We start from the raw sequence: 13,000 nt of genomic DNA on the forward strand, positions 1-13,000 counted from the left end.
ATACCCGCCAGGCGCTGGCGACGGTTCAGTGCGGCGAACTGGGCGATGAAGGTTTTCCATTGGCCGGTCTGCATGGAAGGCTCCCGTTTGTCTGCGATGTACAGTCAGACAGCAGGGATACAGGAAGATTCCCGGACTTCCCCTACTTAGCGGGAACAGAGCCATAATTTATTGGGGGTTACTTAGGCCAGGCGCATCCAGAGCGCCGGCGCGGCGCCTTCCGGGCCGGCCGGCGACCCTGAGGCCTCTGCCGTGCAGCGGCCCTCTTCCAGCCGCACGATGCGGTCCGCCACGTGACGGGCGATGGGCAGATTGTGCGTGATCAGCAGCAGGGCCAGGCCGCGCGCCTCCTGCACGTCGAGCAGCAGCCGCAGCACCTTCGCCTGCACCGAGGCGTCCAGCGCGGCGGTCGGTTCATCGGCCACCAGCACGGCCGGATCGCCGATCAGCGCCCGCGCGATGGCCAGGCGCTGCAATTCCCCACCGCTCAAGCTGCGCGCCCGGCGCGCCAGGAACGCCGGCGTGGCCGGCAGGCGTACGTCGGCCAGCGCCCGCAGCGCCGCCGCGCGGCAGGCGTCCACGCTGCCGCGAGCCGCGATGACGAGCGGCTCGGCCACCGCCTCGAACACGGTGAAGTGGCTGGCCACCGAGGCGCCCGCATGCTGCGGCACGTAGGCGATGCCCGCCGCCGCGCCGCCCGGCTCGCGCGCCGGCGTGTCCACGCTGCCCGCATCGGCCTGCTGCAGGCCGACGAGGATGCGCGCCAGGGTCGACTTGCCCGCGCCGGAGGCGCCCACGATGACCACCGTTTCGCCCGACTGCACCTCCAGGTCCACGCCCGCCAATACCGCTTGCCCGCCCAGGCGCTTGTGCACGCCGCGCGCCGACAGCACGGTGACGATGCCGCCGCGCAGGCAGGCCACGCCCGTGGCGTCGAGCGCCGGCGCTTCCTCGCCGCAGCGCTCGATGCGCTGGCTGCAGCGGCTGGCGAAGGCGCAGCCGCGCGCGTTTTCCTCATGCGTGCCGGCGATGCCCTGCAAGTCCTTGCCGTTCTCGCGCGGCCAGGCGCGCAAGAGGCCGCGCGTATACGGATGGCGCGGCGACGCCAGCACCGATGCGGCCGGCCCCGTTTCCACGGCGCAGCCGCCATACAGCACCAGCACGTCGCCATCGAGCGCGCGCGCCAGTTCCAGGTCGTGCGTCACCACCACCAGCTGGCGCTGCGCCGCTTCGGCGCGCAGGCGCCCGAGCACCAGCGCGCTGGCGGCGGGATCGAGCGCGGACGTCGGCTCGTCCAGCACCAGCAGTGCCGGCGCGGGCGCCAGCGCCGCCGCCAGCAGCACGCGCTGCAGCTGGCCGCCGCTGCATTGGGCCGGATAGCGACGGTGCAGGATTTCCGGCAGGCCCAGCGAAACGAGCAAGGCGCCGGCCGCCTGTTCGGCCGGCCCGCGCCGCATGCCCAGATGCCGCCGCAAAGGCGCCACCACCTGGGCCAGCAAGGTGTGCTGGGGATTGAGGGCGTCGTGCACGTCTTGCGGCACCAGGCCCGCCTGGCGGCCGCGCCAGCGCCGCAGCGCCGTTTCGTCCGCATCCGCCAGCTGTATGCCGCCGGCGCGCAAGCTGCCGCTGCAGTGCCCCGGCGCCAGGCCGAGCAAGGCGCGCGCCAGGGTGCTCTTGCCGGCGCCCGATTCGCCGATGATCGCCAGCGGCACGCCGGGGCGCGTCTGGAAGTGCAATTGGCGCAGCAGCTGGCGGCCATCCGCCTCGACGCAGAATCCTGCCGCCGCTAGCATCGCGCGCCCTCGTCGAGGCCCTGGCCCAGCAGCGCCAGCGCGATCAGCAGCATGGCCAGGCACAGCCACGCCGCCAGGATCCAGGCGCGCGCGTCGGGATGGGCAAGATAGGGCATGGCTTCATTGAGCATGCCGCCCCAGGTCGGGGTGCGCGGATCGGCCAGGCCGAGGAAGGCCAGGCCCGCATAGTGGAACACGGCGCGGCGCACCAGGGCGACGGCCTGCACGGCCAGCAGTCCCGCCATGGCCGGCCATACGTGGCGCCGCAGCAGGTAGATGCCCGATGCCTCCGCCAGGCGCGCCGCATCCAGGCTCTCCTGGCGCCATACCTGGCGCAGGCGCAGGCGCAGCGCGCGAAATTCGGCATCCCAGCCGAATGCCGCCAGCATCGCCACCAGGGCAGGCGCACCGGGCTGCATGGCCGAGGCGATGACGATGAAGACCAGGGTGGACGGCAAGGCGCCGAACAGGTCGGCCAGCCGCAGCACGAGCGCATCGGCGGCGGGCCAGGCCAGGCCCGCCAGCGCCAGCAGCACCGCCAGCGCGATGCTGGCGGCGCTCACGGCCACGCCGATGCCCAGGGTGGGCAGCGCGGCGGCCGCCAGGCGCCGCAGGACGTCGCGGCCCAGGTCATCGGTGCCCAGCCAGTGCATGCCGTCCGGCGGCGCCAGCACGGCTTCGAAGGCGCCGCCGGACGCCGGCTGCAGCCAGCTGGCGCCGGCCAGCATGAGCGCCAGCGCCAGCAGCAGTCCCGCCCCCGCGCGCACGGAGGCGTTCATGGCGCGCGCTGCCCGCGCAGCGCCAGGCGGCCGGCCAGGACATCGGCCAGCAAGTTCATGGCGAACAGCAGCAGCCCCGTCGCCAGCAGCGCGCCGCGCACCAGCGGGTAATCGTGCTTGGCGATGGCGTCCGTCAGCGCCAGGTTGATGCCGGGATAGGCGAGGACGGTTTCCGCATACACGGCGCCCGACACCAGGCGCGCGGCCACGCCGCCCAGGCGCGACAGCACGACGGCAAGCACGTTGGGCGCCAGGTGGCGGTAGCGCAAGGCGAACGGTCCCACGCCCTGCGCGCGGGCCAGCTCCATGAAGGTGCGCTGGCGTACGCTGACGGCCGTGGCGCGCGCGCTCAGGAACACGCCGGCGGCGGCGGGCAGCGCCATGGCGCACACGGGCAGCACCAGGTGCCGCGCGCGCTCCAGCCAGGCGGCCGCGCCCGTCTGCATGGAAAACGGCGCCATGGCACCATTGCTGGGCAGCCATTGCAAGCCATAGGCGAACAGCATCACCAGGCCCATCGCCAGGGCGAACGGCGGGATGCTGTCGAGCGCCAGGGTGGCGGCCGTCAGCGCACGGTCCGCCGCCCTGCCCTGCGCGAACGCGGCCTCGATGCCCAGCACCACGCCCAGCAGCAGGGCCAGCGCCAGCGCGCAGGCCACCAGCAGCACGGTCCACGGCAGGTACTGCGCCAGCAAGGCCGCCACCGGCATGCCATGCTGGATGGAATAGCCAAGGTCGAGCCGCAGCAGCTGCGCCAGGTGCTCCAGGTACAGCTGCCACAGCGGCTGTCCGCCGCCCAGGCCATGGCGCGCCAGCAGGGCGCCGCGTTCGGCCGCATCGAGTTCGATCAGCGCATCCTGTCCCAGCAAGGCCGTGACGGGGTCGCCGGGCATGAGCAGCGGCAGCGCGAAGTCGAGGCTGACGAGCGCCAGCAAGGCGAGCACATAGCCCGCGGCGCGCCGGCCCATGAAGGTGGTAGCGCTCAGCGTCGGCTCCCGTCTACCGCACGAACATCAATTTGTTCAGCGGCAGCGAGATGCCGACGCCGATGCCGCCCGGCGTGAACCACGGCCGCAGGCGCGCATTGGCCGCCGTGCTCCATAGCGGCGAATACAGGAAGAAGGCCGGCAATTCCTCGGCGTAGATGGCCTGGGCACGGTCGAGCAGCGCGCGCCGTGTGGCCACATCGACGGTGCCGACCTGCTGCTGCAGCAGCTCGAGCAGATCGGCGCGGCGGAAGGCATCGCTGTAGGCGCCGTTGCCCGCCGTTTGCCGCAGCATGCTTTCCGGGTCGCCATTGCTGCCCTGGCTGACGAGGGCCAGGTCGAAATCGGCGGCGGCGATGCGCGCGCCCAGGATGCCGCTGTCCATGATGCGCACATGGACTTCCAGGCCCAGCTTTTCCAGCTGGCCGGCCAGCTGGCTGGCGGGCCGCGCCAGACTGCGCGCCGCCGCCAGGTCGAGCACCCAGGGCTTGCCGCCGCTGTCGCGCAGGCGGCCGTCCGGCGCGGCGCGGTAGCCCAGCTCCGCCAGCATGCGGCGCGCGGCAGAAAGATCGTAGGCATATGCGGCGAACGGCGCGCCGCTCTGCCAGATGCTGCCGCGCGCGAAGCGTCCCGCGGACACCTCGCCCTGCCCGTTCTCGACGACGCGCAGCAATTCCTGCCGGTCGATGCCGCGGGCGATGGCCTGGCGCAGGCGCTTGTCGTCAAACGGCGGGCGCGCATGATTGAAGCGCAGCCGCACGGGATGGCCGGAGGGTGCGCTGACCACGGTGGCGAAACGGGTCACCTCGGCCACCAGCGGCGCCGGCAGGCTGCGGATCATGTCCACCTGGCCCCGTTTCAACGCCCCCACGGCAAGCGAAGGCTGCATGCGCAGGAACAGTACGCTACGCACCCTGGGCGGGCCCAGGTAGTATTCTTCGTTCGCGGTAAACAAATAGCGGCCCGCCGCCTTGTCGTACGCGCCCAGGCGGTAGGGGCCGCTGCCCACGATGTCGGCCGGTTTCACCTGCTGGGGGGCGCCCAGGCGCGCATACACATGCTGCGGCAGGATGAACACCGACCCGGCCAGCTGCGCCACGAAAGGCGCATACACGCGCTTCAGGCGCACGCGCACGCGCCCTTTTCCCAGATCGTCCACGCCGTCGACGGCGCTCAAATCGAACAGCGGATGCGGGTGCTGGCGCAGATAGGCAAAGGTAAACACCACGTCCGCCGCCGTGACGGGCAGGCCGTCATGCCAGCGCGCATCGGGCCGCAAGGTGAATTCGATGGTGCGATGGTCGGCGCTTTCCCGCCACGCGCTGGCCAGGCCCGGCACCAGCTTGCCGCTGGCATCGCGCCACACGAGGGTGTCGAAAATCAGGCTGGTCAGCGTATAGCCCATGCCGCCGCTGGCATGGGTGTAGGGCGTGGGCAAGCCAAAGTCGCCCTGCTCATCGGCAATGGTACAGCGCTCGATGCGCGGCGCCGGGGGCGGCCGCTGGGCGCTGGCGCCGGCACACGCCAGCGCGCCGGCAAGGAGAAGGGGGAAAAGCAAGCGAAGACGGGGCACCAGCGTTCCTGACAATCAGAAGAGAAGCCAACCCTGGCCGCCATGGGCCGGGGGCATGTGCTGCACAAGATTCCCATATGAATGAGAATTATTTACAGCTGCATATCTTATGATTGCCGCCCTGCCCAGGCAAATTGTCTTTCCGGAGGGCTGGTATCGGAAAAACCGAGGGGTGGCGTGGCCGCCAGTCCGGTCTCAGGCGCCGGAGCGGTGCAGGCGCCATAGCCGGTGCCCGCCGAACGCCAGGCATTCCAGGTCGCCCGCCACGCGCAGATGCTCCAGCGCCGCGGCGACGACGTCCTGTGGACACTGCCCGGCCAGCCACCACTGCGCCACGCCCTCGAGCGTGTCGGTGCCGTGGGGATGCCGGGCCAGGTAAGTGCGGATCAGCTGGATGGCGATGTCGATGTCGGTGGAAAAGGAAGTCATGGCATACGGTAGAGAGGTATCGTCAAAAACACGCGTTCCGCGCCGGCAAGGCCGCGGCCCGCGATCAGCAGTCTTACTCGCCCTGCTCCGGCGCGCGCCCGATCTCGCCGTCGAGATTGGCCAGGAACCAGGCCAGCGACGCCATCAGCGCCACGTTGCGCTTGAGGTGATCCGGGTCGACCTTGTCCAGGGTATCGGCCGGCGTATGGTGGTAGTGGAAGTAGCTGTGGCTGTCGACCAGCGGCTCGAAGCTGGGCACGCCGCCCGTTTCCAGGCGGTGCAAGTCGCCCGTGCCCAGCGCGTCGCGGCGCGTAAACGCGTGCGCGCCCATCGGCTGCAAGGCGGCCAGCAACGGCGTAAACAGTTTTTCCGCCTTCGCTCCCACGCTGGCCTTGATGCCGAACGGGCGGCCGGCGCCGCTGTCCATCTCGATGGCCGCGTATTGTTTACCGAGCGCCTGCTTGTGGGCCTCGAAATAGGCCTGGCCGCCGCGCCCGCCGTTTTCCTCGTTCATCCAGGCGATCACGCGGATGGTGCGGCGCGGGCGGTAGTCGAGCTTTTTCAGGGTTTCCACCACGCCCATCGCCGCCACCACGCCGGCGCCGTCGTCGTGCGCACCGGTCGCCAGGTCCCAGGAATCGAGATGGCCCGAGACCACCACCACTTCGCCGGCCTTGTCCGTGCCCGGCCAGTCGGCGATGACGTTGTAGCTGTCCGCCTCGGGCAGGTTTTGCGGCGTCAGGGTCAGGTGCATTTTCAGCGGGCCGCGCGCGGTCAGGCGGCCGATCAGCAAGGCGTCTTCCACCGTGACGGCGGCGGCCGGAATGCGTTTATTCTCATCGAGGCCGGTGGCGCCCGCATGCGGGATGCGGAAGTTCGCGCCGCCCACCGAGCGCACCAGCGCGGCGGCCGCGCCCAGGTCGGCCGCCGCCTTCGGTCCGAGGAAGCGCGCGCGCGAACCCTCGCCATACGTGACGCCCGCCAGGCCCCGCTCGGCCATCTCCTGGTCGAACGGCGTGTCGATCAGCACGATGGCGCCCTTCACTTCCGGCGCGCGCGCCTTGAGTTCTTCCAGGCTCCTGACGATGATCACGGGCGCCGTCAGGCCGGCGGCCGCAGTGGCGCCGGAGCCGCCCAGGGCCGTGAGCACCACGCGCTGCGACACGCCCTGCGGACGGCCCGCGTAATCGACGATTTCCGCCGTTTCCACGCCGCGCACCCAGTGCGGCACTTTCACGGGCTGCAGGGTGACGGTGGCGCCCAGCTGGCGCATGGTGTCGGCCACCTGCCGCACGGCGGCCGCCGCGCCGGCGGAACCGGACAGGCGCGGGCCGATCAGGTCCGTCATGTCGGCCAGGCGGGCGTAGGCCCAGTCGCTGTGCAGCGCCGTATCGCGCACCTGCGCCAGCGCTTGCGGCGCATTGCCCGGCGCGGCGGCAAAGGCGCCGGCGCTGGCGACGCAGCCCAGGGCGATGGATAAAACGCAACGGCGCAACGGCGCGCCAGTCAGGATGGTAGGCATGTGTTCAGTTCCAGTCAACGAGGTCGTAGCGGGTACGCCTTGGCCAAGGGGCAAGGCGCGGCGTTCTACGATAGCGTATTTATTCTGTCATTGCAGCAACTTTTGCGGGAGCGATTGCTTCTTTCCCCCGGAGTCGATTACCATCAGGATCGTGATCGCTACCGGATACCGCCATGCTCAAGGGAACACTCTGTACCGTCCGGCATTTGCAGGCCGCCGACCTGAATACCTATATTTCCCTCGTCAACGACCTGCCTTCGCGCGGCGAGTTTTTCTCGATGCAGTTCAAGTCGCCCGAGGCCATGCGGCGCGACTTCCTGCAATCGGGCTTCGTCACCGAGGACAGCGAATTGTTCCTCATCGAGGACAGGGCCCAGCACATCATCGGCACGATCACGCACTTCAAGAGCCGCACGCCAGCCTCGCGCGAGATCGGCTACCGCCTGTTCGACCGGCAGCGGGATGGGCGCGGCTACGTCAGCGAAGCGACGCGCCTGGTGGTCAACTACCTGTTCAATGCCTATCCCTACCACCGGCTGGAGCTGCTGATGGATCCGCTGAACATCGGCTCCGAGCGCATCGCGCAAAAGAACGGCTTTACCCAGGAAGGCTTGATGCGCCAGGCCTTCTTTATCAACGGCGTGATGCGCGATGTCAAAATGTACAGCCTGCTGCGGCCCGAATGGCAGGCGCGCCTGCGCTGACTTGTTACCGCCGGGGCGGGATTGTAATAAGTTGTATTAGACGTGGAACAAGCTTGCGGCAGCAGATATAGTCCAGTCCATGCAGATCATTGTGATCTCGCCGGAATGGAAGGAAATGCCATGTTGAACAAGAAACTCCTGGGTGCGGTAATGGTTGCGGCAGTGGCTGTGTCTTCGGCCGCAGTCGCCGGTGACCGCGACTTCAATACCGTTGCAGGCGCCGTTGTCGGGGCGGCCATTGGCAACAGCACCGGCGGGCGCAATGGCGCGATCGTCGGTGGCGTGCTGGGCGCCGCCGTCGGCAACAGCATCAGCACGAATGACCGCTATTACGACCGTGGCGGCTATCGCGGCGGCTACCGCGAAACCTATTATGCGCCTGCGCCGCAACCGGTGTACTACGCCCCTGCCCCGCAGCCCGTGTATTACGCGCCGCCTCCGCGCTACTATGGCCCGCCGGCGGTCGTCTACGTGCAACCGGGCCGCGGCTACTACCGCGGCCATGGCCGCCACGACTACTATGACCGTGGTCACGGCCACGGCTGGGGCCATCGCCGTTAAGCATCGCCCTGCCCCTGCACAATGCAAAACCTGCGCCAGCCTGCTGCCGCAGGTTTTTTTGCAAGATAGGCAAGGTATCGCCACTGCACATTATCGGCTAAGCTGTGTCCTATGATCAACATTCCTGGCCGCCTGGACCGCACCAACCGATGCATTTAATCAAAGACGCACTCGACTTCGGCCCCTGGCTCGACGCCGCCGCCGGCACCAGCGTGGGTGCCGGCCTCCTGCCACGCCGCGAGAACCAGGACAACTTCCTGCTGATCGATGCCAGCGGCCACGCCGTCTGCCTGTCGCGCCAGGCGCCGTTCCACTGCCAGGTGCCGGGCTGGCCGCGCGGCCACGTGCGCGCCGCCGTGCTCGACGGCATGGGCGGCCACGGCCTTGGGCGTGAAGCGGCGGAAGCGGCAGTGCAAGGCTTGCTGGCCGTACCTGCCTGCCTCGACACGGCCAGCCTGGCAGCCAAACTCGACGAGTTGCACACGCGCTTGCAGGACACCTTCGCCAGGACGGCGCCCGCCCAGGCGCGCCCGCCCGGCACCACCCTGACCTTGCTGGAAGTGCCGCCCGGCGAAGCGCCGCTGCTGTATCACGTGGGCGATTCACGCCTGTATGAAATTGCCGACGGGAAGGCCGGCATCCTCACCGTCGACCACGTGCCGGCCACCGTGTACGCCATGCGCGGCGCGCTCGACGAGACGCGCTGGCGCGCCGCCGTGCACGGCGAGCACCATCCGCAAATCTCGCAGGCCTTTATTTTAGGCAACGCCATCAGCGACAGCCTGCAGCTCGACAAGCCGCTGCGCGGCCTCGATGCGGCCGCCTTGCCGCCCTTCCTGGCCCACCTGGGCGACCGCCGCGTGCTGCGCGTGCGCCCCGGCGCCCACTATCTGCTGGCCAGCGACGGTTTCTGGGCCTGCGACGATCCACTGGCCCTCACGGCCCGCTGGCCCGCCTTGTGTGCCGGCAAGACCGCGGCTCAGGCCGTCCGCGCCCTGTTCGACGACTTTCTCTCCCACCCGCCAAAAGGCTTGCATAGCGACAACATTACCGTGGTGGCGTTGCGCTTCGATGCGGAGTTCAGCGCCGCAGCCGGCTAGCGGCCAGGTAGCCGGCCGTGGCCGACACGGCCGACAAGGCGGCGCCCCAGGCCATGTCGATCGCCGTCAAGGCCAGCGGCCAGCCGCGCAAGGTCGCATAGTTACTCAAATCATAGGTGCCGTAGGCCAGCAGTCCCAGCAGCGCGCCCAGCGCCGCCGCCGTGCGCCCGCGGCGCGCGCGCAATCCCGGCAGGATGGCAAAGACCAGCAGCCCCGCCACGTACAGCAGGTAAAACAGCACGGCCGGCGCCCAGCGGGGCGTGTCCGCCAATAGCGGGCCCAGCGCCGCGGCGTACACGGGGCGCATCAGCACGGCCAGCCACAGGGCGTCGATGGCCAGAAATACGCACAAGGCGGCGCCATAGGCAATGGCAAGCTGGAACGGGCGTTGGACAGGCATGGTCGTCTTTCGGCGTCAGGCAGTTGGGGAACAGTTGCGCCAGCATAATGCAAAACGTCGCCACGCTCACGACGGCCCGCATGAAAGGAACCACCGCCGCGGCGCGCGGTCTGACGAAAGGACCTCGCCAACGTCACAGGAGCATGCCATGAGCAACACCATCGCTACACCGCAGGCCGGCACCGCCGGCGCGCCCGACTATGCCGCCATCAAGCAGCGCCAGCAAGCAGGCTGGGCCAGCGGCGACTTCGCCGTCATCGGCGTGACCCTGCAGCCGGTCGGCGAGTCGCTGGCCGAGGCCGCCGACATCCGCGCCAACGAAGACGTCATCGACATCGCCGCCGGCAACGGCAACGCCACCTTGGCGGCGGCGCGCCGCTTCGCCCGGGTCGTGTCCACCGATTATGTGCCGGCGCTGCTGGACAAGGGCCGCGCGCGCGCCGGGGCGGAAGGGCTGGCCGTGACCTTCCGCGTGGCCGACGCGGAAGCCCTGCCCTTCGCCGATGCCAGCTTCGACGCGGCCCTGTCGACCTTTGGCGTCATGTTCACGCCCGACCACCGGCGCGCGGCCAGCGAAATGCTGCGCGTGCTGCGTCCCGGCGGACGCATCGGCATGGCCAACTGGACCCCGGACGGCTTTATCGGCCAGCTCTTCAAGACCATCGGCAAATATGTGCCGCCCCCGGCGGGCGTCGTGTCGCCGGCCCGCTGGGGCGAGGAAGCGTATGTGCGCGACCTGTTCGGCCAGGCGGCAGAGCAGGTGCACAGCCAGCGCAAGGTCTTCAATTTCCGTTATGCCTCCGCTCACCACTGGGTGCAGGTCTTCCGCGATTATTACGGCCCCGTCCACAAGGCCTTTGCCACGCTGGACGCGGGTGGCGCCGAGGCGCTGGAGCAGGATCTGTTCGCCCTGCTCGAACGGCTGAATACGGCGGGAGCCCACTCGCTGGTGGTGCCGGGCGAGTATCTGGAAGTCATCGTCAGCAAACGGCGCAGCTGAACGCAGCGGGACTGGCGATATCAAAATAACATATCCGGAAAGACATAAAATGTGTTTTTGAGCAATGGTTTCCATGGCGTGTATGACAAGGTGTGACCAGGGACATGAATTTGGGCAAAAAGAGCGCATTCGGCGCCGCGAAAGTTGCCAAGCAGCGGCAAAAGCGCGTAAGCTCTCATGTATAACAGAGGGCAAAATGTCCCCGCTCGATTCGAGTCAGAATGTCATGAAAAAATGCAGCAACCCGGAGCACCCGCACTGTACGTTCTGGGTCTTGCCTGGGGAAACAGTCTGCGCGGGCAACCATCCGCAAGCGACGACTGCTCCCAGCAGCTACGACCTGTTGACCGCACTGCGCAGCGCCCGTTCCGAGCCATCGGCAACGGCGCTGCCGCACGCCCGTGCGCATGATGCCGGGCTGCGCGATGCGGTGATACGCGATGCGGCTCAAGCGGTGACCAGCCCTGCGCCAGCCTCGGCCCCCGCCGGCCTGCCAGCATTTACCCCATTGCCCGTCGCACAGCCGGCCACTGCGCCGGCCTACCAGCCGATACAGGCCCACCTGCACATCAGCGGCTTCGATCCCCGCGCGGCAGGCGGACGGCAAACCCTGAAAATGGAATTGCGCGGCATGAGCGCCACCTGCGCGCCGCAGCTGACCTTGCGCCTGCGCTCGGACCTGATCCCGCGCGGCTTTGTCCAGCATGATTTCGTGCGCGCCACGCGCGGCGACTGGCGTCCCGTATTCGTCGAGTTTTCCTCGCGCAACAAGGAACACGGGCAATACCAGATCGAGGTGGAAGTCCACAGCCACGTCGATGGCGCCGTGGCGCAGAAATGGGTGTGCACCTTCGTCATCCTGGTGCCGCGCCGCGACGCCACCCTGACGGAAATCCACCAGATCTTCCTCAGCACGCACAAGAACGTGCGCGTGATGGCCGACGATGCCTCGATCGCCCGCGTGACGGGCGGCGACGGCTGCAACCTCGACGTCACCGCGCGCAATGCCGGCATCGCCCACGTGGATTTGTCAGCCCCGCAAGGCAAGATCGACATGGGTTTTACCACCATCGCCTGGGACGAGGAGCTGATCGAAGTCGACCTGCCCGCCGCCAGCCACTGCCACCCGCACCCGAGCCAGGCCGCTTGCCTCGTCAATGCGGCGCCGGAAGCGGGCGAACAGCGCCAGATCCGCCTGTTCGCGCTGGAAGAATGCATGCTGGGCCGCTTCGAGCTGGTGGACCCGGAAGCCGACGTGCTGCTCAGCCATTTCAGCCCCGACGGTCAGGACAACAATGGCTTGACGCGCCGCCTGTCGGGCCGCCACGCCATCATCCGGCGCAGCCAGCAAGGCTTTGAAATCGAGGACGTGTCGCGCTACGGCATGCTGCTCGACGGCGTCTGGCCGGGCAAGCACAAACCTGTGCCCCTGCGCCTGGGCATGCGCATTGAATTGTCCGCCAGCATCAAGGGCATCGTCGTGCTCAGCGTCACGGCCATCCTCGCGCATGGCGTGATCCTGCACCGCATCGACCACGGCGCCCGCGCCGAGTGTTTTTACCTGCTGCTGCCCGACACCGAACCCACGCCGGCCAGCCACCTGGTCACGCCGCAGGCCAGCTGCCTTCCCGTGCTGTTCCACCGCAACGGCGGTTTCTGGCACCTGGACGCGGCCAGCGGCAAGGAAACCGCGCTGGCCCCCGCCACCGCCCTCGACAAGCTGAGCGGCTTCGCGCGGCACAACCGTTTCGCCAGCGAACCGTATCCGGAATGCTGGATCATCCGCACCGAAGGCGCGGCCCTTTGCGATAGCACCATGCAAACTGCGTAGTAACACTGTTGTAAATCTGCAGTTATCCGCAAGGCTTTAGCGTGGTATCAGTACGAGAAAAATCATCGACAACCCCAGAATAAACACCGCTTCCAGCGTAAACACGATGGCGGGAATCTGCAATTCGCGCGGGATTTTCATGGCGAGACCTCTTCAAAACGTGGTACTGCTTTCAGCATAGCGCGCCCTGCGCCAAATACATTATCAGCTGCACAACACACTTGGCCGGCCGGCATCAGGCGCCGAGTCCGCCATCACGTCCATTCCGACACACAATTTAACACTTTAATAGCAGATATTGCGCAAATAGCCCTCAGCGACG

The 13,000-nt window shown here is 68.3% G+C and carries 12 protein-coding genes; 5 read left to right on the forward strand and 7 right to left on the reverse strand.

What is annotated here, in order from left to right; all coding sequences use genetic code 11:
* Positions 1 to 182: 182 nt before the first annotated feature.
* The 6 genes from AC07VH_RS07770 to AC07VH_RS07795 all read right to left on the reverse strand — a co-directional run bounded on the left by AC07VH_RS07770 (position 183) and on the right by AC07VH_RS07795 (position 7,082).
* Entirely contained in the window at positions 183 to 1,793 is a 1,611-nt protein-coding gene (locus tag AC07VH_RS07770; protein WP_494787123.1) for an ABC transporter ATP-binding protein, read from the reverse strand.
* Positions 1,787 to 2,572, reverse strand: coding sequence for an ABC transporter permease (locus AC07VH_RS07775; protein WP_475413931.1), 786 nt, complete (start codon positions 2,570 to 2,572; stop codon positions 1,787 to 1,789). Before AC07VH_RS07775 ends, AC07VH_RS07770 begins: the two co-directional genes overlap by 7 nt.
* A complete protein-coding gene (locus tag AC07VH_RS07780) occupies positions 2,569 to 3,540 on the reverse strand; it encodes an ABC transporter permease (protein ID WP_494787124.1) in 972 nt (323 codons plus the stop codon). The genes AC07VH_RS07775 and AC07VH_RS07780 overlap by 4 nt, the downstream gene beginning before the upstream one ends.
* A gap of 31 nt (positions 3,541 to 3,571) precedes the next feature.
* Positions 3,572 to 5,131, reverse strand: coding sequence for an ABC transporter substrate-binding protein (locus tag AC07VH_RS07785; RefSeq protein WP_494787125.1), 1,560 nt, complete (start codon positions 5,129 to 5,131; stop codon positions 3,572 to 3,574).
* 195 nt (positions 5,132 to 5,326) lie between these two features.
* Positions 5,327 to 5,560, reverse strand: coding sequence for a hypothetical protein (locus AC07VH_RS07790; RefSeq protein WP_475413934.1), 234 nt, complete (start codon positions 5,558 to 5,560; stop codon positions 5,327 to 5,329).
* Between the two features lie 73 nt (positions 5,561 to 5,633).
* Positions 5,634 to 7,082, reverse strand: a complete 1,449-nt coding sequence (locus AC07VH_RS07795) for a M20/M25/M40 family metallo-hydrolase (protein ID WP_494787126.1) — start codon at positions 7,080 to 7,082, stop codon at positions 5,634 to 5,636.
* 173 nt (positions 7,083 to 7,255) lie between these two features.
* Here AC07VH_RS07795 and AC07VH_RS07800 point away from each other — a divergent pair, with 173 nt between their 5' ends.
* The 3 genes from AC07VH_RS07800 to AC07VH_RS07810 all read left to right on the forward strand — a co-directional run bounded on the left by AC07VH_RS07800 (position 7,256) and on the right by AC07VH_RS07810 (position 9,447).
* Positions 7,256 to 7,786 (forward strand): GNAT family N-acetyltransferase, encoded by a 531-nt coding sequence (locus AC07VH_RS07800; protein ID WP_494787127.1) that lies wholly within the window; start codon positions 7,256 to 7,258, stop codon positions 7,784 to 7,786.
* A gap of 168 nt (positions 7,787 to 7,954) precedes the next feature.
* Positions 7,955 to 8,347 carry a glycine zipper 2TM domain-containing protein gene (locus AC07VH_RS07805; RefSeq protein ID WP_475413937.1) on the forward strand — a complete coding sequence of 131 codons (393 nt, stop codon included), beginning with the start codon at positions 7,955 to 7,957 and terminating at the stop codon, positions 8,345 to 8,347.
* A 149-nt stretch (positions 8,348 to 8,496) separates the two neighbouring features.
* Positions 8,497 to 9,447, forward strand: coding sequence for a PP2C family protein-serine/threonine phosphatase (locus AC07VH_RS07810; protein ID WP_494787128.1), 951 nt, complete (start codon positions 8,497 to 8,499; stop codon positions 9,445 to 9,447).
* Here the strand turns inward: AC07VH_RS07810 and AC07VH_RS07815 are convergent.
* Entirely contained in the window at positions 9,428 to 9,847 is a 420-nt protein-coding gene (locus AC07VH_RS07815; protein WP_475413939.1) for a DUF2177 family protein, read from the reverse strand. The genes AC07VH_RS07810 and AC07VH_RS07815 overlap by 20 nt on opposite strands.
* A 148-nt stretch (positions 9,848 to 9,995) precedes the next feature.
* On the opposite strand from AC07VH_RS07815, the gene AC07VH_RS07820 reads away from it, so the two are divergent.
* Both AC07VH_RS07820 and AC07VH_RS07825 read left to right on the forward strand, forming a co-directional pair.
* Positions 9,996 to 10,847: a class I SAM-dependent methyltransferase gene (locus tag AC07VH_RS07820; protein WP_475413940.1), complete on the forward strand. Its 852-nt coding sequence runs from the start codon at positions 9,996 to 9,998 to the stop codon at positions 10,845 to 10,847.
* Between the two features lie 226 nt (positions 10,848 to 11,073).
* Positions 11,074 to 12,678, forward strand: a complete 1,605-nt coding sequence (locus tag AC07VH_RS07825; RefSeq protein ID WP_494787129.1) for an FHA domain-containing protein — start codon at positions 11,074 to 11,076, stop codon at positions 12,676 to 12,678.
* Positions 12,679 to 13,000: the final 322 nt, after the last annotated feature.

The organism is Janthinobacterium sp. GW821-FHT03C10 (assembly GCF_059420865.1).

Excerpts from the sequence above, each read along its gene's own strand:
- AC07VH_RS07825 (WP_494787129.1), top strand. The coding sequence starts at position 11,074 with ATGAAAAAATGCAGCAACCCGGAGCACCCGCACTGTACGTTCTGGGTC.
- AC07VH_RS07780 (WP_494787124.1), bottom strand. The coding sequence starts at position 3,540 with ATGGGCCGGCGCGCCGCGGGCTATGTGCTCGCCTTGCTGGCGCTCGTC.
- AC07VH_RS07770 (WP_494787123.1), bottom strand. The coding sequence starts at position 1,793 with ATGCTAGCGGCGGCAGGATTCTGCGTCGAGGCGGATGGCCGCCAGCTG.
- AC07VH_RS07810 (WP_494787128.1), top strand. The coding sequence starts at position 8,497 with ATGCATTTAATCAAAGACGCACTCGACTTCGGCCCCTGGCTCGACGCC.
- AC07VH_RS07795 (WP_494787126.1), bottom strand. The coding sequence starts at position 7,082 with ATGCCTACCATCCTGACTGGCGCGCCGTTGCGCCGTTGCGTTTTATCC.
- AC07VH_RS07790 (WP_475413934.1), bottom strand. The coding sequence starts at position 5,560 with ATGACTTCCTTTTCCACCGACATCGACATCGCCATCCAGCTGATCCGC.
- AC07VH_RS07775 (WP_475413931.1), bottom strand. The coding sequence starts at position 2,572 with ATGAACGCCTCCGTGCGCGCGGGGGCGGGACTGCTGCTGGCGCTGGCG.
- AC07VH_RS07820 (WP_475413940.1), top strand. The coding sequence starts at position 9,996 with ATGAGCAACACCATCGCTACACCGCAGGCCGGCACCGCCGGCGCGCCC.
- AC07VH_RS07815 (WP_475413939.1), bottom strand. The coding sequence starts at position 9,847 with ATGCCTGTCCAACGCCCGTTCCAGCTTGCCATTGCCTATGGCGCCGCC.
- AC07VH_RS07800 (WP_494787127.1), top strand. The coding sequence starts at position 7,256 with ATGCTCAAGGGAACACTCTGTACCGTCCGGCATTTGCAGGCCGCCGAC.